General features: G+C 38.1%; 20 protein-coding genes. 7 read left to right on the plus strand and 13 right to left on the minus strand.

Annotated elements, in window-relative coordinates:
• Positions 1-134 precede the first annotated feature (134 nt).
• Positions 135-527 (plus strand): thioesterase family protein, encoded by a 393-nt coding sequence (locus ACJJVW_RS13120; protein ID WP_144783688.1) that lies wholly within the window; start codon positions 135-137, stop codon positions 525-527.
• On the opposite strand, the gene ACJJVW_RS13125 is transcribed toward ACJJVW_RS13120, so the two are convergent.
• From ACJJVW_RS13125 to gndA, 3 genes are read right to left on the minus strand one after another with little or no spacing between them, the layout of a single operon-like run.
• On the minus strand, positions 528-1,139 hold the full coding sequence (locus tag ACJJVW_RS13125) for a YigZ family protein (protein ID WP_339845345.1): 612 nt from the start codon (positions 1,137-1,139) through the stop codon (positions 528-530).
• 42 nt (positions 1,140-1,181) lie between these two features.
• Positions 1,182-2,810: an ABC transporter substrate-binding protein gene (locus ACJJVW_RS13130; RefSeq protein WP_405252403.1), complete on the minus strand. Its 1,629-nt coding sequence runs from the start codon at positions 2,808-2,810 to the stop codon at positions 1,182-1,184.
• Between the two features lie 59 nt (positions 2,811-2,869).
• On the minus strand, positions 2,870-4,279 hold the full coding sequence (gene gndA, locus ACJJVW_RS13135) for an NADP-dependent phosphogluconate dehydrogenase (protein ID WP_405252405.1): 1,410 nt from the start codon (positions 4,277-4,279) through the stop codon (positions 2,870-2,872).
• 176 nt (positions 4,280-4,455) lie between these two features.
• Between gndA and zwf the strand changes: the two genes are divergently transcribed.
• From zwf to ACJJVW_RS13155, 4 genes are all read left to right on the plus strand, one after another.
• Entirely contained in the window at positions 4,456-5,967 is a 1,512-nt protein-coding gene (gene zwf, locus ACJJVW_RS13140; protein ID WP_144783694.1) for a glucose-6-phosphate dehydrogenase, read from the plus strand.
• Between the two features lie 61 nt (positions 5,968-6,028).
• Positions 6,029-6,742: a 6-phosphogluconolactonase gene (gene pgl, locus ACJJVW_RS13145; protein ID WP_405252407.1), complete on the plus strand. Its 714-nt coding sequence runs from the start codon at positions 6,029-6,031 to the stop codon at positions 6,740-6,742.
• A gap of 42 nt (positions 6,743-6,784) precedes the next feature.
• Positions 6,785-7,786 (plus strand): carboxypeptidase-like regulatory domain-containing protein, encoded by a 1,002-nt coding sequence (locus ACJJVW_RS13150; protein WP_405252409.1) that lies wholly within the window; start codon positions 6,785-6,787, stop codon positions 7,784-7,786.
• 120 nt (positions 7,787-7,906) lie between these two features.
• The gene (locus tag ACJJVW_RS13155; RefSeq protein ID WP_405252411.1) at positions 7,907-9,547 is read left to right on the plus strand and encodes an ABC-F family ATP-binding cassette domain-containing protein; all 1,641 of its coding nucleotides are present in this window, start codon (positions 7,907-7,909) and stop codon (positions 9,545-9,547) included.
• A 35-nt stretch (positions 9,548-9,582) separates the two neighbouring features.
• On the opposite strand, the gene ACJJVW_RS13160 is transcribed toward ACJJVW_RS13155, so the two are convergent.
• The 10 genes from ACJJVW_RS13160 to ACJJVW_RS13205 all read right to left on the minus strand — a co-directional run bounded on the left by ACJJVW_RS13160 (position 9,583) and on the right by ACJJVW_RS13205 (position 17,690).
• Entirely contained in the window at positions 9,583-9,963 is a 381-nt protein-coding gene (locus tag ACJJVW_RS13160; RefSeq protein ID WP_405252413.1) for a nuclear transport factor 2 family protein, read from the minus strand.
• A gap of 10 nt (positions 9,964-9,973) precedes the next feature.
• Complete coding sequence (locus ACJJVW_RS13165) at positions 9,974-10,480, minus strand: VOC family protein (RefSeq protein ID WP_405252415.1); 507 nt, start codon at positions 10,478-10,480, stop codon at positions 9,974-9,976.
• Entirely contained in the window at positions 10,480-11,913 is a 1,434-nt protein-coding gene (locus tag ACJJVW_RS13170) for an amidohydrolase (RefSeq protein ID WP_405252417.1), read from the minus strand. The genes ACJJVW_RS13165 and ACJJVW_RS13170 overlap by 1 nt, the downstream gene beginning before the upstream one ends.
• Before the next feature lie 67 nt (positions 11,914-11,980).
• Positions 11,981-12,352, minus strand: coding sequence for a hypothetical protein (locus tag ACJJVW_RS13175; protein WP_405252419.1), 372 nt, complete (start codon positions 12,350-12,352; stop codon positions 11,981-11,983).
• A gap of 212 nt (positions 12,353-12,564) precedes the next feature.
• Positions 12,565-13,551 carry a hypothetical protein gene (locus tag ACJJVW_RS13180; RefSeq protein WP_405252421.1) on the minus strand — a complete coding sequence of 329 codons (987 nt, stop codon included), beginning with the start codon at positions 13,549-13,551 and terminating at the stop codon, positions 12,565-12,567.
• A 193-nt stretch (positions 13,552-13,744) separates the two neighbouring features.
• Positions 13,745-14,482, minus strand: coding sequence for an SDR family oxidoreductase (locus tag ACJJVW_RS13185; protein WP_405252424.1), 738 nt, complete (start codon positions 14,480-14,482; stop codon positions 13,745-13,747).
• Entirely contained in the window at positions 14,475-14,882 is a 408-nt protein-coding gene (locus tag ACJJVW_RS13190; RefSeq protein ID WP_405252426.1) for a DoxX family protein, read from the minus strand. The genes ACJJVW_RS13185 and ACJJVW_RS13190 overlap by 8 nt, the downstream gene beginning before the upstream one ends.
• Positions 14,883-15,036: 154 nt before the next feature.
• The gene (locus ACJJVW_RS13195) at positions 15,037-16,347 is read right to left on the minus strand and encodes a cryptochrome/photolyase family protein (protein WP_405252428.1); all 1,311 of its coding nucleotides are present in this window, start codon (positions 16,345-16,347) and stop codon (positions 15,037-15,039) included.
• A gap of 109 nt (positions 16,348-16,456) precedes the next feature.
• Positions 16,457-17,155: an SDR family NAD(P)-dependent oxidoreductase gene (locus ACJJVW_RS13200; RefSeq protein WP_379953067.1), complete on the minus strand. Its 699-nt coding sequence runs from the start codon at positions 17,153-17,155 to the stop codon at positions 16,457-16,459.
• A gap of 28 nt (positions 17,156-17,183) precedes the next feature.
• Entirely contained in the window at positions 17,184-17,690 is a 507-nt protein-coding gene (locus ACJJVW_RS13205) for a cell division inhibitor (RefSeq protein WP_405252430.1), read from the minus strand.
• 324 nt (positions 17,691-18,014) lie between these two features.
• On the opposite strand from ACJJVW_RS13205, the gene ACJJVW_RS13210 reads away from it, so the two are divergent.
• Both ACJJVW_RS13210 and lpdA read left to right on the plus strand, forming a co-directional pair.
• On the plus strand, positions 18,015-18,860 hold the full coding sequence (locus ACJJVW_RS13210; protein WP_339845051.1) for a DUF2911 domain-containing protein: 846 nt from the start codon (positions 18,015-18,017) through the stop codon (positions 18,858-18,860).
• A 168-nt stretch (positions 18,861-19,028) separates the two neighbouring features.
• Complete coding sequence (lpdA, locus tag ACJJVW_RS13215) at positions 19,029-20,426, plus strand: dihydrolipoyl dehydrogenase (RefSeq protein WP_405252432.1); 1,398 nt, start codon at positions 19,029-19,031, stop codon at positions 20,424-20,426.
• Positions 20,427-20,464: the final 38 nt, after the last annotated feature.

Below are 20,464 nucleotides of genomic sequence, written 5' to 3' on the forward strand. Positions count from 1 at the left end.
AAGGCCCCCTTTAAAAGCTAAGCAAATATGTGAACAAAAAAAGTAATAAAAAAACTAGTAGAGGGTTGTTTTTTCGCAAATTTTGTTGCATCATATATCAGATTTAAAATTACAAAAAATAAGACCTCTCTACTGTGAAAAACCATATTACTTTTGTTAAAGTTCGCTACTCAGAAACCGACCAGATGGGCTTTGTGCACCATAGTAACTACGCTCAATATCTTGAAATTGCGAGACTTGAATGGCTAGAACAGCTTGGAATTTCTTATAAATGGATGGAAGAAAATGGAGTTATGCTACCGGTATATAATTTAAATACGACCTTTAAAAAATCTGCACTTTTCGATGATCGCCTTAAAATAGAAACTTCACTTAGGAATATTCCTACGGTGCGTATTATGTTCGATTATAAAGTTTATAACCAAAAGGAAGAGTTATTAACAGTGGCAAGTACAGAATTGATCTTTATGAATACTAAAACTGGGAGACCTATGAGGTGTCCAAAATACATTTTAGAGAAGCTCTAGTTAATCTTCTTTTAGAAGGTTAATTCCATAGACTTCATTAAAAGCCTCAATCACCTTTTCAGACTCTTTTCTGCGTATGGCGAGATGGAAGACGCAGTCCATTTCCATTTTTTGCTCGATAATAGTCACCTTGTAATCATTAATTAAACGCATCGCTTTATTGAGTAAGGGATATTCAAATTGTACAGAAAAAGGAATATCAATTGTTTTCTTTACAATACGAGCATTCTCAAGTGCGAGTTGTGCACCCGTTCTATAAGCATTGATTAGACCGCCTACACCTAATTTTGTTCCACCAAAATATCTTACAACCACTACAAGTACATTTGTAACATCAAAAGATTGGAGCTGTCCATAAATAGGAGCACCCGCACTGTTAGAAGGCTCGCCATCGTCATTTGCTCGGTATTGTTCGTATTCCTTACCTAACACATACGCATAGCACCAGTGTCTGGCTTGGTAGTGCTGCTTTTTTAAGGCATCTATATGTTCCTTGACTTCTTCCTCTGTGGTAACGGGGAATGCATAGCCAAAGAATTTGCTATTGCGATCCTTGAAGAGAGTCTCTTCAGAAGGTGATAAAATGGTGTTATAAGTGTCTTTTTGTTCGATATTATAATTGTTTAGATACGCTTTCGCGAAAGCGTAATCACACTACTTTTTACTCTTTTTCACATGTTTCAACACTAAGAAGTTCTGAGCATTGGGTTCAAAACCTGAAATGGTCTTCTGTGTAAATCGCACCACTTCGTCATAATAAAGCGGAATGATAGGGGATTGCTCTATAATAAGAGAGTCCATTTTTATATAGTACTGTTTGCGCTCATTAATATCTATAATACTTAAGCTTTTCTCGTAAAGACTGTCAAATGTGGCACTTTTGAAGTGTGTGTAGTTAGGTCCGTTAGGAGTGAAGTTTTTACTGTAAAATAAACTCAAGTAGTTTTCGGCATCTGGATAATCTGCAATCCAACTAGCGCGGAAAGCGTCTAGCTCACCACTACTTTTCATCTGGCGTAGGGTAGATGGAGGCATCACATCAATTTGTACATCCAGTCCTACTTTTTGTAACTCTCGCTGTATGTACTCGCATATATCAAGGTACTGACTGTTTGTACCTATCGTGAGTTGTGGTGACTGATCTCCAGTTTGTGCAGTGTACTGAGCTACAAGTTCTTTAGCAAGTGTAGGATTGTAACTATAACCATCTATGTCGTTAAAACCTGGCAACCCCTTCGGGATAAAACCGTTTACTGCAGGTTTTCCTATCCCATTACGTAAATAGGTGATCATTTTTTCACGATCAAAACCGTAGTTCACTGCCTTGCGTAATAAAGTAGATTGCACTTCTGGAGTGTTACTATCTAGATAGAAACCTATATACTCCGTGTTTAGCCAAGGCACTTTTTCAAAATTCACTTGATCTTGATATTTTTCTCGTAGTTGTCCAGAGGCAGTGAGTATCTCGTCTTTATAAGAAGGATCAAGACTATTTAAAAAATCTATATTACCTTGAGCAAACTGTAAAAATTCGCTTTGCTTGTCTGGCAAAAATGTAATGGCAACCGCCTCTAGGTAAGGAAGACTATTTCCAGCAGCATCTTTCTCATAATATAATTCGTTTTTACGAAGTACAAGTTTTACACCTTCTTCCCAACGTTTAAATTTAAACGGACCAGTACCTATAGGGTTTGACCTAAATTCGTTTCCATAAAAAGTAGTCACTTCCTTAGGTACAACAGAGCAGTATCTCATGCTAAGCAATCCTAAATATGCTGGAAAAGGCTGCTTTAATTGTACTGTAAAAGTACTGTCATTGTCTGCCTTATAATGTTCCACATTACTAAGTACCCAACTTCCAGGTGATGCGATAGCTGGATCTGTAAGTCTATCAAAGGAATATACAAAGTCACTTGCAACCACATTCCTTGTGCTATCTACAGTATTAAAAGCTTCATGTTTATGAAACTTTACATCATCACGTAGCGTGAAAGAGTAGGTGAGGGCATCTTCAGAAATAGACCAAGACTTAGCAATATCTGGCTGCACATTAAGATCATTGTCTAATTGTACAAGTCCATTAAATAATTGATTTACCGGCCAGATAATAGGCGGATTACGAGCAAAAGCAGGATCTAATGTTGAAATCTGGTATTGCTCGTTGTATCTAAACACTTCATGATCTCGCTCTGTGCTTTTACTGTTTGAGCAGCCTACTGTACACAGACTTAAAAGCACGACAGCGAGCCATATAGCTGCTGTCCATGTGCTAGATTTTCTCAAAAAGATATTGTTATGATACAATAGGGAAGTGCTTCAATGGTGATTTTAAATACTTCGTTTTATTTCTCCCATTCTGTATGGAAGATTCCCTCGCGGTCTAATCTTTCGTAAGTATGCGATCCAAAATAATCTCGTTGTGCTTGGATAAGATTAAGTGGTAATCTCGTAGAAGTATAAGCGTCAAAATAAGTTAACGAGTTTGATACTCCAGGAAGCGGGATTCCATTAATAGCTCCGTAAGCAACAAGTTCTCTAGCCGAGTCCACAGTGCTTTGTATTTTTTTAATAAATGATGGAGATAACAATAGATTAGGTAGCTCCGTATCTTCTGTAAAAGCATCTGTGATATCTGAAAGGAGCTTTGCTCTTATGATACATCCAGCTCTCCATATTTTTGCAATTACTGCAATATCGAGGTCATATCCATATTCCTTAGATGCGTCTGCTAGCTGATGCAAACCTTGAGCATAAGTAATAATGTAAGAGAAGTAAAGCGCTTCTTCTGTAAGTTTAGTCAGCTTTTCTTTATCCATTGTTGCCACTTCTGGACGATCGTACAGAGAGTCTGCAATGGTGCGCTCATCTTTAAGTGCAGAGATTTCTCTCATACTCACAGCAATATCAATAGAAGGTACGGGAATACCAAGATCCATCGCATTTTGCGAAGTCCATTTTCCTGTTCCTTTTTGCTTTGCTTTATCGAGAATTTGGTCTACAAGGTCGCTACTAGTAAGGGTATCTTTTTCGGCAAAAATTTCTGATGTAATCTCTACTAAGAAGGATTGTAAGCGCCCTTCATTCCATGATTTATAGGTTTCGTGCAGCTCTTGATTAGATAAGTTACCTGCTTTTTTAAGCACGTCGTATATCTCAGAAGTGAGTTGCATGAGTCCGTACTCAATACCGTTATGCACCATTTTCACATAGTTTCCAGCAGATTTAGGTCCTAAGTAAGCAACACAAGGTTCTCCGTTATATTTGGCAGATACTGCTTCAAAAATTGGTTGTACCGCTGCATATCCAGGTTTTGATCCTCCAGGCATGATGCTAGGTCCTATACGTGCGCCTTTTGCTCCTCCAGAAACTCCTGCTCCAAAAAAGTGAATTCCTTTTTCAGATAAGTAAGCTTCTCTTCGGTCTGTATCGGTAAAGAAAGAGTTTCCTCCGTCTATGATGATATCTCCTTTATCTAAGTGTGGTAGTAAACTTTCTATGACGATGTCTACTACTTTACCTGCGGGTACTAGTAGCATGATTTTACGTGGGGATGATAACGCTTTCGCGAAAGCGGATACATCTACCGTCGCATCTACGCGTTTTGGGTCACCGCCTTCTTCTATAAGTGCTTGCACTTTTTCTGGGTCAAGATCATTGCCCATCGCGCTAAAGCCATTATCGGCTACATTTAATATAAAGTTGCGTCCCATTACGCCCAGTCCAACCAAGCCAAAATCGTAAGAATTTTTCATAAGTAAAGTTTCATTCCCCACAAATATGCTCAGAAAAGCAGCTCAAAATTATCAGTGGGCATTGCTCTTCAAAAATAGTGGAAAAATAATTGTTTTTGTGAGTAAGTGGTAGGGAAGTCGGTTGGGAATGGACGAAAGTTTCAATACTTTTGAAGCACCTTAAATAAGTTATTCATATGCGCAAGACAGAGAATCAGTTATTAGTCATTTTTGGCGCCTCGGGTGACCTCACTGCTCGAAAATTAGTTCCTGCTCTATATAAATTATATAAAGATAAACACTTACCTAAGCATTTTGCTGTACTTGGTGTGGCGCGTAGTTTTATGACCGATGAGGAGTTTAGAAAACGCGTAGCGCTAGAAAGCAAATATCTAGACGATAGTGAGGAGTTTATAGCCGCATTTTCTGAGAAGTTATTTTATGAAGATCTTCATAAAAAATACGATGTAGATTACCGTGAGCTTAATGAGCGTATACAAGATATCAATACCACATACCAGTGTGATAATAATATCATCTTCTATTTATCTACACCGCCTAGTTTATTTGAAGCCATAGCAAAGAATCTTACAGCAAAAGGACTTAATGATGAGCGTCTAGGTTGGAAACGACTTATAGTAGAAAAACCTTTTGGCTACAGTCTTGAGACTGCAAAGTCACTTAACGAGGGATTACACAGATATTTTAAAGAATCGCAGATTTATAGAATAGATCATTACTTAGGTAAAGAGACTGTTCAAAATATACTTGTCACCCGATTTGCAAATAGCATTTTTGAACCTTTATGGAATCGTGATTACATAGACCACGTTGAGATTACAAATGCAGAGAGTGGAGGCGTAGAGTCTCGTGGTGGTTACTATGATAAATCTGGAGCATTGCGAGATATGTTTCAAAGTCACTTATTACAGCTTGTTGCATTAATAGTAATGGAACCACCATTAAGTGCAGATCCAGAGGAAATACGTAACGAAAAATTAAAAGCACTCAAGTCATTACGATTAATGACAGACCCAGAGGTGCTTGATAAAAATACGATACGCGGACAGTATTTAAGTAGTGAGATAGATGGTGAGCGTGTAAATAGCTATCGTGAGGAAGAAGATGTAGATCCAGATAGTATTACAGAAACTTATGCTGCGGTTAAGTTTTTTGTAGATAACTGGCGTTGGGCAGATGTTCCTTTTTATGTGCGTACGGCAAAACGTATGCCTACTAAGGTTACAGAAGTTGTGATACACTTCAAATCACCACACCACCAGATCTTTAAAAACTCAGACATTAATAAAGATAATAAACTCATCATACGTATTCAACCTGATGAGGGTATCTTAGTAAAGTTTGGTGTGAAAGTGCCAGGACAAGGATTTAAGGTAGAACGTGGTAATCTTGATTTTTACTACTCTAGCTTAGGTGATACAGATATTATGGAGGCTTACGAACGTCTATTGCTTGATGCAATGCAAGGTGATGCTACTTTATATTCTCGTGCAGACGAGGTAGAAGCTGCGTGGAGATTTACAGATCCTATACTAGAATATTGGACAAGTCGTGATGTAAAGATGTATGGTTATGCAGCAGGAGTCTGGGGACCAGAATTTGCAGATGATCTCATAGAAGGTCGTGGCGGCTGGCGTAATCCAGGAGCACATCTAGCAGATGATCCAGGATACTGTGTGATAGAATAACAATATTGAGTTTAAACCATATTAACTAGCTTCTGCAGTTGCAGTTATAGAATAGAAAACAATGACACTACATATATCAAAAACAAAGCAAGAAGTAGCTCAAGATTTTGCTACTTATTTAATGGAAGCTGCAAGCGGTAAAGAACGTTTTACTGTAGCGCTATCTGGAGGAAGCACTCCTAAAATTGTTTTTGACTTACTTGCAGAGAAGCATAAAGATGCAGACTGGTCTAAGTTCCAGTTTTATTGGGGTGATGAGCGTTGTGTTGCTCCTACAGATGAGCAAAGCAATTACAAAATGACTGTCGATCATTTGTTTTCAAAAATCAATATCCCTGCGGAAAATATACACCGCATCCTTGGTGAAAATAATCCAGAAGCAGAAGCTATACGCTATGCAGAGGTTTTAGAAAGTACGCTCGCTTCAGAAAATGAGGTGCCTCAATTTGATTTAGTCATATTAGGTATGGGAGACGATGGTCATACTGCATCTATATTTCCTCATGAGATAGAGTTGTGGGACTCATCAAACTGGTGCGAAGTCGCTACACATCCAGAATCTGGACAACAACGCGTGAGTATTACGGGCGATATTATCAATAATGCGCAAGCCGTAGCATTTCTAGTTACTGGAGCTTCAAAAGAAGAAAAGGTAGTCACTATCATTAATCAAGAAGAAGATTTCAGAGATTATCCAGCAAGTCTTGTTTCACCACTCTCTGGAGAACTTCATTGGTTTATGGACGAAGATGCAGCAAGTGGTTTAGATCAATAAATTTACTCTTAAAAAATAATATGTTGTCGTAATTTATATCTTATGAAAGTAGCTAGTTGTATTGTCTTTTTTCTTTTTGCGATAACAATACACGCTCAAGATGTAATTACAGGAACACTACTAGCTACACAAGACAGTCTTGCCATCGAGAATGCTTCTGTCTATTTTAATAATACCACAATTGGCGCTATATCTAATGCGCAAGGAGATTTCAAAATCACTAGAGATAATGCGATACAAACCGAACTTATTATAAGTGTTTTAGGTTTTGAGACGCTTATTATCCCTCACAATCAACTAGGCTCTTTAGGAACGCTTTACCTCAAGGAAAGTATCGATTCACTAGATGAGGTAATATTAGATGATGATACCTGGTCAAGAGAACGTAAAATGAGAGCTTTTAAAAAGCACTTTATAGGTTCTGTGTTAAATACGAAGGATGTCAAGATTCTTAATGAGAAAGATATTCGGTTGAGATATAGTGCTACTAACGGGATGCTATATGCAGACAGCAATGCGCCTATTAGGATTAGAAATAAAAACTTAGGGTATCTCGTATCTTATGATCTCATGGACTTTGAGGTTACTTATGAGAAAAGTCTCAACGGATTTAACATGGCAAGAAAGTCCTTTTTTGTGGGCACTGTGTTTTTTGAAAATATTAAAGAAAAAACGAGCCGTAAGATTTTAAAAAATAGAACTGCAGAATATAAAGGCTCACTACTTCACTTTCTAAGAGCGCTACGTGATCATAAATTGGTAGAAGAAATGTATAGAGTTTTTCTAGGCAAATATGAGACTGCTCCATATGCGCCTTTTAAAATAATTGCTACAGATAAAGGACATGAAGTAACCCTTCTTGAAGATGATATCCAGATTCTTTATAACCAAGATGAGCAATCTAAACTAGAGGCTACAGCTTCGTTTTTTATTGATTCATTCGGAAATCATAGTCCTGTTGATGTTTTGTATACAGGAGGCGCGATGGCAGCACGTAAGGTAGGAGCAATGCTACCTCTCACGTTTGAACTAGCAGAAGAATAGTATGCTAATTTTTCATCTTTTCGCTTAGATTATTTTTTTAAAATTACGCTTTCGCGAAAGCGTACTAATCTTCACACAGCACCACTTAATATAGTATTTTTGCAATCTTAAATTTATATTATGATTGCAGTAGATAACCTTGCCGTTGAGTTTAGCGGAGACACACTTTTTGCAGATGTTTCTTTCTCTATTAATGAGAATGATAAAATTGCCCTCATGGGTAAAAACGGAGCTGGTAAGTCTACCATGATGAAAATTATCGCAGGAGCGCTAAAACCTACTCGCGGTAATGTGCGAACTCCTAAGGATGCAGTCATAGCATACTTACCACAGCACTTACTCACAGATGATGATTGTACGGTAATGGAGGAGGCTTCTAAGGCTTTTTCTACTGTTTTTACAATGAAGGAGGAGATGGCTCGCCTTAACAAGGAGCTTGAAACTCGCACAGATTATGAGTCTAAGGAATATATGGACATCATCACTAAGGTGACAGATCTTGGCGAGAAGTTCTATGCGATTGAGGAGGTAAATTATGAAGAGGAAGTTGAGAAAGCGTTAAAAGGACTTGGGTTTAAACGTGAGGATTTTACAAGACCTACGAGCGAATTTTCTGGAGGATGGCGCATGCGTATTGAGCTAGCCAAAATCTTACTACAAAAACCAGATCTTATCTTACTGGATGAGCCTACAAACCACGTAGATATAGAGTCTGTGATATGGTTAGAGGATTTCTTGTTGAATAAGGCAAAGGCTGTCGTTGTGATTTCTCACGATAAGGCGTTTATTGATAATATTACAAATCGTACGATAGAGGTGACGATGGGACGCATTTACGATTATAAAGCAAATTACTCGCACTATCTTGAGCTACGTTCAGATCGTCGTACACATCAAATCAAAGCCTACCAAGAGCAGCAAAAATTTATTGCAGATAACCAAGCCTTTATAGATCGTTTTAAAGGAACCTATAGTAAGACCAACCAAGTTTCTTCTCGTGAGCGTATGCTAGAAAAGCTTACCATCATTGAGATTGATGAGGTAGATAACTCAGCACTAGCATTGAGATTTCCACCAGCGCCTAGGTCTGGAGATTTTCCTGTAAAAGTGAAAGATCTTACTAAGAAGTATGACGATCATACGGTCTTTAGTAGTGCAAATATGGATATCGCTCGAGGCGAAAAAGTGAGCTTTGTAGGTAGAAACGGCGAGGGAAAATCGACGATGATTAAAGCCATTCTTGGTGAAATCGAGGTAGAAGGTGCTTGCGAACTAGGACATAACGTAAAAGTGGGTTATTTCGCCCAAAATCAGGCTGCTTTATTAGATCCAGATCTTACCGTTTTCCAAACGGTAGATGAGGTTGCCAAAGGCGATATGCGCACGCAGATTAAAAATATATTAGGTCGCTTTATGTTTTCTGGAGATAATCTAGATAAAAAGGTAAGTGTACTTTCTGGAGGAGAAAAAACACGACTAGCAATGGTGAAGTTGCTTCTTGATCCAGTAAACTTATTAATACTGGATGAGCCTACAAACCACTTAGATATAAAGTCTAAAGATGTCTTGAAAGAAGCACTACAAACCTTTGATGGAACACTTATCCTTGTTTCTCACGATCGTGATTTCTTACAAGGACTATCTAAAAAGGTATTTGAATTTAAGGAGAAGCGAGTTATTGAACACTTTGAAAGCATAGACGATTTCTTAAAAAGAAACCGTATTGAAAATCTTAAGGAAATAGATTTAATGAAGTCTTAAGTCACTCTAGGCAACGAGCGACTTAAGACCTGATTTTAATACATCGTATTTGGGTTTGCAGATGTTTTTGGAATTTGCTGGATAGCATCCCAGTGTTCTACGATTTTTCCGTTGGTGTCGAATCTAAAAAAGTCCATCGTGATGTATTGATCATCGTCTGGCCATATTTGATGCGTGTGTAAGGAAACAAGGTCACCCTCGGCAATGGCGCGTACAAAGTTGATTGACTTTTCTGGATACTCAGCCTGCATTCTTTCAAAGTAAGAGATGAATCCTTCAGTTCCATTTTCGACGTCGGGATTGTGCTGTATATATTCATCACCTACGTATAAAGAAACCGCCTCTCGCGGATTTCCCTCATATGCCATTTTGTAAAAAGCAATGGCGTTCTCTTTCATGGTATCTGTTCTAGACATACTTTTCATTTTAATTAAACTGCTTTCCATCATTTACTTCTACCCAATATCCATCTGGATCTTGGAAGTAGAGTTGGCGTACTTTATCTGGACGTGTTGAAATTTGGTTAGCACTTCCTGGCCAGTCGTTGTAGTTGAGGTTTCGTTTTTCTATGCTTTCGCGAAAGCGGTCAAAATCACCTACGGCAAGGGCAATATGTACACCTTTAGGTATTTTCTTATCTAGGCTATCTACTTCAATGATATGTAATTCTTGTGAAGTCCCTAGTCTAAACCATCTTATATGCGGCTGCTCTGTACCATCCTTAATTTCTTTCAAACCAAAGATTTCTTGATAAAAAGCGACACTTTGATCTAAATCTGCAACGTTTATGGCATAATGATCTATCGCAACTCGAAATCCAGATACTGATTCTGAATTAGCGGGTGCTGTGCTTGTTTTTTCTACACATGAGAAAAAACATAACGCAGTAACTGTTAGAGCTACTACGTTTATAAATAATTTATTAGTCATCATTATTTCCCTTGGTTTACTGGCGGTGGACCTGCTGGTACAATCGCTTCGTATACGGCATCACCTTTACGTTCCTTATATTCTGCTTTAACTTCTTTTACTAGCGTAGGATCTTCAAAAAGATCAAGCATCGTCATGCTCATTGCTTTACTGGCATATGTCATTCCTTTGTGACCAATAGACATCCCGCCACAAGCCACGACAGCCCATGAGTGCCATGGGGTATCCTTAGGAGCAGTGGTAACACCAAGGTTAATGTTTGCTACATTCCAACTCACATCTCCCACATCTGTACTACCGCCGCCTGGATTTTCTCTAGTCGCTTCAAGTGGTTTGATAGCACTATCCATACCTACCTGAGGCTTTCCAGTTACTTCTTGAATTTTTTTACCAAAGGCAATTTCTTCTGGCGTATAATTTATAGGCCCTAGAAGCTCAAGATTGTTTTGCATTACTGCTCCACCAGTTCTATTGACGAGTACTTCATAAATCCCAGAAATAAGAGATACTTTATAATCTACATCTGCAAGGATGGCGGCGCCTTCTACCATTTCTTGTAAGCGCTCATACACAGGCATCATTCCTTTACGTTCAGTGTCGCGCACGCGCATCCAGAGACGCGAGTAATCTGGAACTACATTCACCACTTGACCACCATCTTGTATGTGGTAGTGCATTCGTACGGTAGGTTTTACGTGCTCACGATAATAGTTTACACCTGTTGTATAAAGTTCAAGCGCATCAGAGGCAGAGCGTCCATTCCATGGGTCTGCGCTGGCGTGTGCTGCTTGACCAAAAAATTCTATTTTAAAATCTACAAGCGCAAGAGAGCTTTGTACATCTGCTTTCATTTCTGCTGCTGGATGCCAAGAAATATTTACATCTACATCATCCCAGAGACCTTCACGCACCATCCATATTTTCCCAAAGAACTTTTCTTCAGATGGTGTTCCCATAAATTTTACGGTTCCTTTAATTTTTCCGGCTTCTATTTGTTCTTTTATGGCAATGGCAGCACCTAAACTCGCTGCGCCAAACATATTATGACCACAGCCATGACCAGGCTCGCCTTCATTGAGCGGATTCTTTGTTGGCTCTGTCTTTTGAGAAAGTCCTGGCAGTGCATCAAATTCTCCCAAAACACTAATTACAGGGCTTCCAGATCCATATGTAGCGACAAAAGCCGTAGGCATTCCTGCAACGCCGCGATCTACTTTAAATCCATTTTTCTCGGCATAGCTAGCAAGAATTTCAGCCGACTGGGTTTCTTCAAAAGCAGTCTCGGCGATAGACCATATTTCATCAGAAATGCGAATGAGTTCTTTTTCATGTTTTTCAACAGAGGCGATTACCGCTTGTTTGTTTTTTGATAGTTTTTGAGCAGAGACGCTTAGCGTGATCATACTCAAAACGTAGAGGAGTGTCAATTTTTTCATTAAAGTCTAACATTTTGGTTGGTAGCTTCTAAGATACACAAAATCAAAACTCCAGAAAATGATATCGTTACGATAGGTTGCTGCTTATCACTCCATACCATAATAATGCAGCCCACGCCCAGCATATAAGGGCATATATCACTCTGAGAATATGTACAGAGTTTATCGTATTGCGCAGAAAGTGCCACGCAAGCCCAGCCCAGATAAAGCCAAAAGACCAAAACATCCCAACACCTATAGTTGCTGGCCATACCCAATCGCCTGTCCAATCATTAAGGGTGGGATAGGAGGTAAATAAGAATGAAACGGGATAATACAGTAACGCACCTAAAATTCCCATACTAAAGAGTCCCATAGGAAGTATTGCGATAAAAGCAATAATAGAGAATCGAGTAGTGTATGATAAGGACTTCCAAAAGGTAATTATGGATGATAGCATGGTTGATTGTTAGCTAATAATATATGAAAAGTACGCTTTCGCGAAAGAATAATGAAAGAGGATTGTGAGTAAAACACTTTGTTGTCTTGGGGTAATTGAACTCGTGAAGTAATTCTTTGTAATCTTAAAAATATAGATTGAGATAGCTAAAACCATCTTCTTAATAAGGTTGAAGTAAATTTATTTTTCTTAATTATTTTTGCTACTAATATTTAATAGTACTGAAATTTTCTTGATCTCTTATTTTTAACTTTATTGTCAGAATACTCAATAATTTCTACCCAGTTACCAAAATCATCATATTTTAGAGTGCGTTTTCCAGTTATTATATTGTCAGAGTTTCGATATATAACCTCAATCAAATTGCCTCTAGTATCATAATTGTAGACTCGTTGTATAATTGTTTTATTATTGACATCTAGTTCGGAAAAAGTAGTTTTTTGTCTATTTGAATTGTACTCGTAAGTGTAATTATCCTTCAAGTCTCCAGTATTAGAGTAGTATTTCTTCTTTATTAAGTCACTATTATCATTGTATGTAAATAAAACTTTGTTTTTATAGTTTCCTTGGAGAAACCTCTTTTCTTCAGCAAATAAGCCATTTACATTGTAAGTTAAAAGTCGCTTTAAGATTGATTTCCCAAATTTATTATAATTGAGATGCTCAACTAATCTATTGTCTTTATCATACTTATAAACTGTTTTTCGTTCAACTTCCATCTTTTTATCATATGAAATGACTTCTATATTATTGCCAGTGTCATCGTAATTTTGCTTTATCATATTTTTTAACTCACCTTCTTTATCATATGTATGTTTTTCAGTCTGCTTATTTTGAATATTGTAGGAGTATTTAATTTCTGAATAAATAGTTGAATCATTATTGAAACTACTTTCACTTATTATATTTCCATTTTTATTATACTCAAATTTTTTAAAACCAGCTAGTTTTCCATTCTTATCAAATCTTTTCAATTCTTGAGGTTGATTATTTTGATTAAATTTTATCTCTACGGTTATATTTTGCTTAAATACATTTCCATTTGATAGTGTATTGTAATTAATATCAGAATGGTATAAAGTTTTTATACTACCATTTAGATTTTCTTCATTCAGAGTAGTAAGATTAATTGGAGTTTGAGAATAATTAATATGAATAGAAAAAAATGCAAAAAAAAGTAAGGATAAAATTGATTTCATAATTTGATTATAATATTGCGCAATAGTCGGTCACATAAAGTAAGTATTCCACCCACTAGCTACAGGGTTTACTGTTTTACTCTAATGTCTAGTCTTATTTATTCGACCTAAATATACAATGAATTTGCATAGAGAGCGTAGCGCTTAAAAAGGCGCTTGCAACAAATACGCTTTCGCGAAAGCGAAAAGAGTGCTATACGATACCGCCATTTGTGTATAGCACTTGGCTAGACACCCATTTTGAGTCATCGCTTACCATAAAGAGAACCGCTTTTGCGATATCTTCTGGTTGTGCAAGTCTATTAAACGGAGATTTGCTTTTAAGTTGCTCTATAAAGTCGGCAGATTTGCCTTCTAGAAACAAATCTGTTTCTGTAGGGCCAGGAGCAATACAGTTTACAGAAATACCGCGTCCTATTTCTTGACTTACCACGCGCGTCATTTGCTCAACAGCAGCCTTGGTTGCTGAGTAAATAGCGTAGCTAGGAAGCATCATTTTTGTAGTGCTGGATGAAAAATTAAGGATAGTTCCGTTATCTGAAAGGTCATGGTATGCGCGTTGCATGGTATTAAAAACACCTCTCACATTTACATCAAATTGTGATGTAAAATCATCTTGCTCGATGTCTTGAAACGGCTTGTTTTTCATGATACCCGCACAATTGATAAGCACATCTACTTTGCCGTAATGAGCAATCGTTTTATCAAATAATTCTTGTACATCTTCTGGCTTGCTTACGTCTGCTTTTATAGCAATCGCATCACCACCGTTTTCTGTTATGGTTTCTAATGTTTCAGAAGCCTCTTTATCGCTTGACGCATAATTAATGACCACTTTCGCACCATGTGCTGCAAGTAGTTTTGCTGTCGCACTGCCTATCCCTTTTGACGAACCTGTGATGAGTATTACTTTATCTAGTGAGTTATTCATGATCAACGGTTTTAAGTTTATAGGTATTAAGAAGTTGGTACACAGCAATTATAAGCAAAGCTATGGCAATATATACGAGCATCATTTTAGGCTCAGGGCGTATTAAATACTCTGTGAGTAGTCCACCTAGCATCGTTCCGGTTAGAAGTAAATAACCCAAAATATGTGCAACCTCTGTTTTTCTTTTAAGCGTAAGCGAGAGTATAAGGAGGATGGCTGTGATTAACTCTACAACTCCCGTCACGTATCGCGCGATGTTGTTTGGGATTCCTATGACTTCATTAAAATTAGAAAAACCTTTAACGCTTTGCTCAAGACCTATCAGTTTTGGTAATGCAAAATAACCGATGGCTAGTATGGTTATAATCGTGAGTATATTTGCTATGGTTGTTGTTTTCATAATAATTTTTAAAACAAATCTCCAGTAAGTACGAGACGTGTCAAAAGTAATTATGTGTTCTTTGTGAAAATTTTGGCAGCGTTGTTAAACCTACTTTATTTTGTAAGGTTTTTGAATTTTACTACCTGTGTAGTTACGCTTTCGCGAAAGCGTACTAAGCAACCGCCTCTTTATACGTCTTTAAACAACGCTCTCTAGCTTCTTTGTGATCTACCATTTTCTCAGGATACTTATCTGTGTCATGCTCTGGAATCCACTTTGAGATGTATTCTTTTTGCTTGTCAAATTTATCTACCTGCGTCATAGGATTAAATATGCGGAAGTAAGGTGCTGCATCCACTCCAGAACCTGCTGCCCACTGCCAGTTTCCTACGTTTGAACTCATGTCGTAATCCAATAATTTTTCGGCAAAATAGGTTTCTCCCCATCGCCAGTCTATAAGTAAGTGCTTACACAAAAAGCTCGCCACCAGCATACGCACTCTGTTGTGCATGTATCCCGTAGTGTTTAGCTCGCGCATACCAGCATCTACTAGTAGATAACCAGTCTCGCCATTCTTCCACTTCTCAAATTCTTCTTCGTTATTACGCCAGTCTATACGGTCATATTTTGATCTGAAGGCTTTATCCTTTGTATGTGGGAAGTGATACAGAATTTGCATAAAAAACTCCCTCCATATGAGTTCGCTCCAGAAAATCTCATTGGTTTCTGCGATGGCTTTTTTCATCATTTTACGGACACTTACCGTCCCAAAACGCAAGTGCGGCCCTAAATGTGAGGTGCCATCTTGTGCAGGAAAGTTGCGTGTATCTTCGTAATTCTGGATAAGAGTAGGAGTAACGTCATACTCAGGAACCTCAATAGATGATTTTTCAAACCCCATGTCTGATAAACTCAGATTAGGCAGGCGACTGTGTTCTATAAGATTGTTGAGATGTTGAGAGGTGTAATGTATGGTAAGATCTTTATCTGCATCAAAGCGTTCTTTCCACTTATTCTTAAATGGTGTGTAGACTACGTATGGATCGCCATCGCCTTTAACCACCTCGTCTTTTTCAAAAATCACTTGATCTTTGAAGGTTTTGAATTCAATATCATTTTCTTCTAGCAATGATGTAATCGCCTCATCTCTCTCTTTTGCATACGGTTCATAATCACGATTTGTAAAAACCGTAGCAATCTCATAATCTTTACTGAGCTGTGTAAATACCTTTTCTGGCGTATCGTAATACATGGCTAGCGAACTATCATGCTCATCTTGCAAGGTGCTGCGCATTTTTTGTAGCGTTTCAAAAATGAACGTAACACGAGCATCATCTTTTGGTAATTTATCGAGAATTTCTTTATCAAATATGAATATAGGAAGCACCGGGAAGTCACCTTTTAGTGCTTCAAGAAATCCTACGTTATCATCTAATCGTAAATCACGACGAAACCAAAAAATATTTACTTTATTACTGCTCATAGTTGTTGCATAAGAAAGCTCAAAGATACTAATCGCGTCTTTGAGCCTTGTGATAATGAGTTGCACGCTCCTGCGAAAGCGTACCACCCATAATTATAAATGTAGGGGTTTAATTTACGTTAAGCGTACTCATTCCTCCATCTACGCCAATCACTTGCCCAGTGATCCAAGAGCTCTCATCGCCTAATAAAAAGGCTGCAATGTTTGCAATATCTTGGCTAGTACCTACGCGTTTAAGCGGGTGACGAGCGTCCATCATTTCTTTTTTCTTGTCATTGCTCAATAGTCTTTTGGCAAGAGGAGTATCTGTAAGCGATGGAGCAATCACGTTTACTCTAAGCTTAGGAGCATACTCGGCTGCTAGTGCTTTTGCAAAACCTTCGATAGCGCCTTTTGCAGCAGCTACACTCGTGTGGAAAGGCATACCTACCTTAACTGCTACGGTACTGAAGAATACTAGACTCGCTTGCTCAGACTTCTTTAAGTGCTCCATAACTTGGTGCACCACTTTAATCATGCTCAAAAAGTTAATCTCTAGGTCTTCTCTAAAAGTATCTACACCTAGCATTTTAAAAGGCTTAAGGTTGATAGTCCCAGGACAGAATACAAAACCATCGATATGATCTGGCAGCTGGCTCAAATCTAGTTCGTCCTTTTCTGTATCATACTCGATGTAATTTACATCAAGATTTCCAAGATTTTCATTAGTACGCGATGCTACGTATACAGTGTGATCGTGGTGTAATTTGCTGGCTATTTCAAATCCAATTCCGTGACTTCCTCCTATTAAAAGTATGTTTTTTCCCATAGTGTTATATGTTATTGTGGTGATGCAGTTATGCGATTATATCTTGTTTTAAAGTTGTTGTTTCTGTAGGAGCTTTATAAACTCCAAATTTTTCTTCTAGCGCTTTCTTTCTATATTCAAAAATTTCATCAAGCTTAGGCTGTACTAGATAGGGATGTGCTAGTCTACCTAAGAATCCTGCAGGTACGGCATAGTCTACAATATCTTCCATCTCTACACCTCCCGGTATTGCTTTGATAAAGTGTTTGTGGTGCCATAATGCGTATGGACCATATTTTTGCTCATCTACAAAGTACTCTCCTTCCTTGACACTTATAATTTCTGTCACCCATTTCATTTTAATATTAGAAATAGGAGTCACTGTATATTGTATAAGCTGTCCTGCATACACAGGTCTATCTGCACCAGATAAGATATTAAAGTTCATATACGATGGCGTGATGGTACCTAGGTTACGAGCGTTTGATAAGAAATTCCAAGCTTCCTCCACCGTGATGGGAACATTTTGCTTGGTATGTATTTGATAGATTTTCATAGTCGCTTTATTGAGAGTTTAAAAATACAATCAAAATGTTTAATTACAAGTACCAAAAGGTTAAACAAAAATTAAATTAAAATAATATATCATTTTGACGCATTACTATATGAGTACCTTATTTAAAGAGTAAAGCAGACAGAAGCATCAAGAGTAGCGGCACACACTAAATACATATTATGGAAAGAAACGGTTTTAAGCCATTTAAGAGAATGCGCTTATATTAAGATTTTGTTAACACTTACCCCTTTAGAACGCCTTATTTTTGTGAGAGACTTTTTCGCGAAAGCGTAAAAAATCACATTAACTAAAAAAACAACAACAATGAAAAAATTACTTTTTGTAGCTTTCTTAGGTCTTATGACTGCGGGCGTTACTGCACAAATTGACACACCAGCACCTAGCCCAGCGGCCAAAGTGATGCAAGTAGTAGGTCTTACAGATGTTACATTAGAATACTCACGCCCAGCAATGAAAGGACGTACCATTATGGGAGATCTAGTGCCTTATGGTGCAATGTGGCGTACGGGAGCAAATGCAAATACTACGGTAAGCTTTTCTACTCCAGTAACCGTAGGAGGGAAGGAACTTAAAGCAGGTTCTTATGCTGTATTTACTAAGCCTACGCAAGATGCATGGGAAGTATATTTTTATAATGATACAAGCAACTGGGGAACTCCAGCAACTTGGGATGATAGTAAAGTAGCAGCTACGTTTACAGCAAAAGTACAAATGAGTAACATGGTTGCAGAGTCATTTACTATGGGAATCAACCATATTACTAACGAGGGTGCACACTTAACAATGCAGTGGGATAAAACATATGTTGCAGTACCTTTTAATGTACCAGCAAACGAGACGGTAATGGCGCAGATTGATAAAATCATGGCTGGACCAGGAGTAAATGATTATTATGCTGCTGCAGTATATCTTTCAAGCACTGGTCAATCTCTAGAAAAGGCAAATACGTACATGGAGAAAGCAATGTCTATGACTAAGGAGCCAAAATTCTGGCAACTACGCCAGCAGTCTTTATTACTTGCAAAAGTAGGTAACAAGAAAGGTGCTATCAAAGCTGCACAAGCATCTCTAGAAGGAGCAAAGGAAGCAAAGAATCAAGATTATGTAAAAATGAACATGGACTCTCTTAAAGAATGGGGAGCAATGTAAGTTGTACTTTTTCGCTTTCGCGAAAACAGGAAAGCCCTCACTAGAGGGCTTTTTTTATGGAAAATTAGTACTTGTCGTTATGATGAGTTTATACAAAAAAAGGAGTCTTGTTTATGTTTTAAACTACTGCTCATATTTGTATCTTTGAATAACTTTTAAAAATAAATTATGAGTTCATACGATGTAGCCATTATAGGCTCTGGTCCTGGAGGATATGTTGCAGCAATACGCTGTGCACAACTAGGAATGAAAACTGCAATTATAGAAAAATATAGTACACTAGGAGGAACTTGCTTAAACGTAGGTTGTATTCCTTCTAAGGCACTTTTAGACTCTTCTCACCACTACGAAGACGCCATAAAACATTTTGAAGATCACGGAATAGATGTAGGTGAAGTAAGCCTCAATCTTGAGAAAATGATCTCGCGTAAGCAAGGCGTTGTAGATACTACTACAAAGGGTATCGAGTTCTTGATGGGTAAAAATAACATAGACGTTTATCAAGGAGTAGGATCTTTTAAAGATGCTACGCACATCAATATTGCTGGTGAAAAGAACGAAACTATTGAGGCAAAAAACACCATTATTGCCACAGGTTCTAAGCCTAGTACATTACCTTTTATCACTCTAGATAAAGAGCGTATCATTACTTCTACAGAGGCGTTAAAACTTCCAGAAGTACCTAAGCACTTAGTTGTAATAGGTGGAGGAGTAATAGGTCTTGAGCTTGGTCAAGTATACAAGCGTCTAGGTGCAGAGGTAACCGTAGTAGAGTATATGGATCGCATCATCCCTACTATGGATGGCGCGCAAAGTAAAGAACTACTTAAGGTCTTCAAGAAGCAAAAAATGAAATTTGCACTTTCTCATGGTGTTACTGCTGTAGAGAGAAATGGAGATGAGGTAACTGTAAAAGCGACAGATAAGAAAGGTCAAGAAGTTGAGTTTAAGGCAGACTACGTGCTTGTAGCTGTAGGACGTCATGCGTATACAGATGGTCTTAATCTTGATGCTGTAGGTATCAAGACAGATGAGAGAGGGAAAGTTGAGGTAAACGAGCACTTGCAAACTAATGTGTCAAACATTTATGCAATAGGTGACGTGATTAAAGGAGCAATGCTCGCTCACAAAGCTGAGGAAGAAGGAACACTCGTTGCCGAAATCATGGCAGGTCAAAAACCTCATATTGATTATAACTTAATCCCAGGTGTTGTATACACATGGCCAGAAGTTGCCTCTGTGGGTAAAACCGAAGAACAACTTAAAGAGGCAGGTGTTGAGTACAAGTCTGGTCAGTTCCCTATGCGTGCACTAGGACGTAGCCGCGCGAGTGGTGATACCGACGGATTTGTAAAAATCCTTGCAGATAAAACTACAGATGAGGTACTAGGTGTACACATGGTAGGAGCTCGTGTAGCAGATCTTATTGCTGAAGGTGTAACCGCAATGGAATTTCGTGCAAGTGCAGAAGATATTGCACGTATGAGCCACGCACACCCTACGTATGCAGAAGCTGTAAAAGAAGCAGCACTCGCTGCTACGGCAGACAGAGCGTTACACGTGTAATCATAATAACATATTATAGAGTACTAAAAAACCTGCTA

It is taken from the genome of Dokdonia sp. Asnod3-C12 (assembly GCF_045063975.1).
Taxonomy (GTDB): Bacteria; Bacteroidota; Bacteroidia; order Flavobacteriales; family Flavobacteriaceae; genus Dokdonia.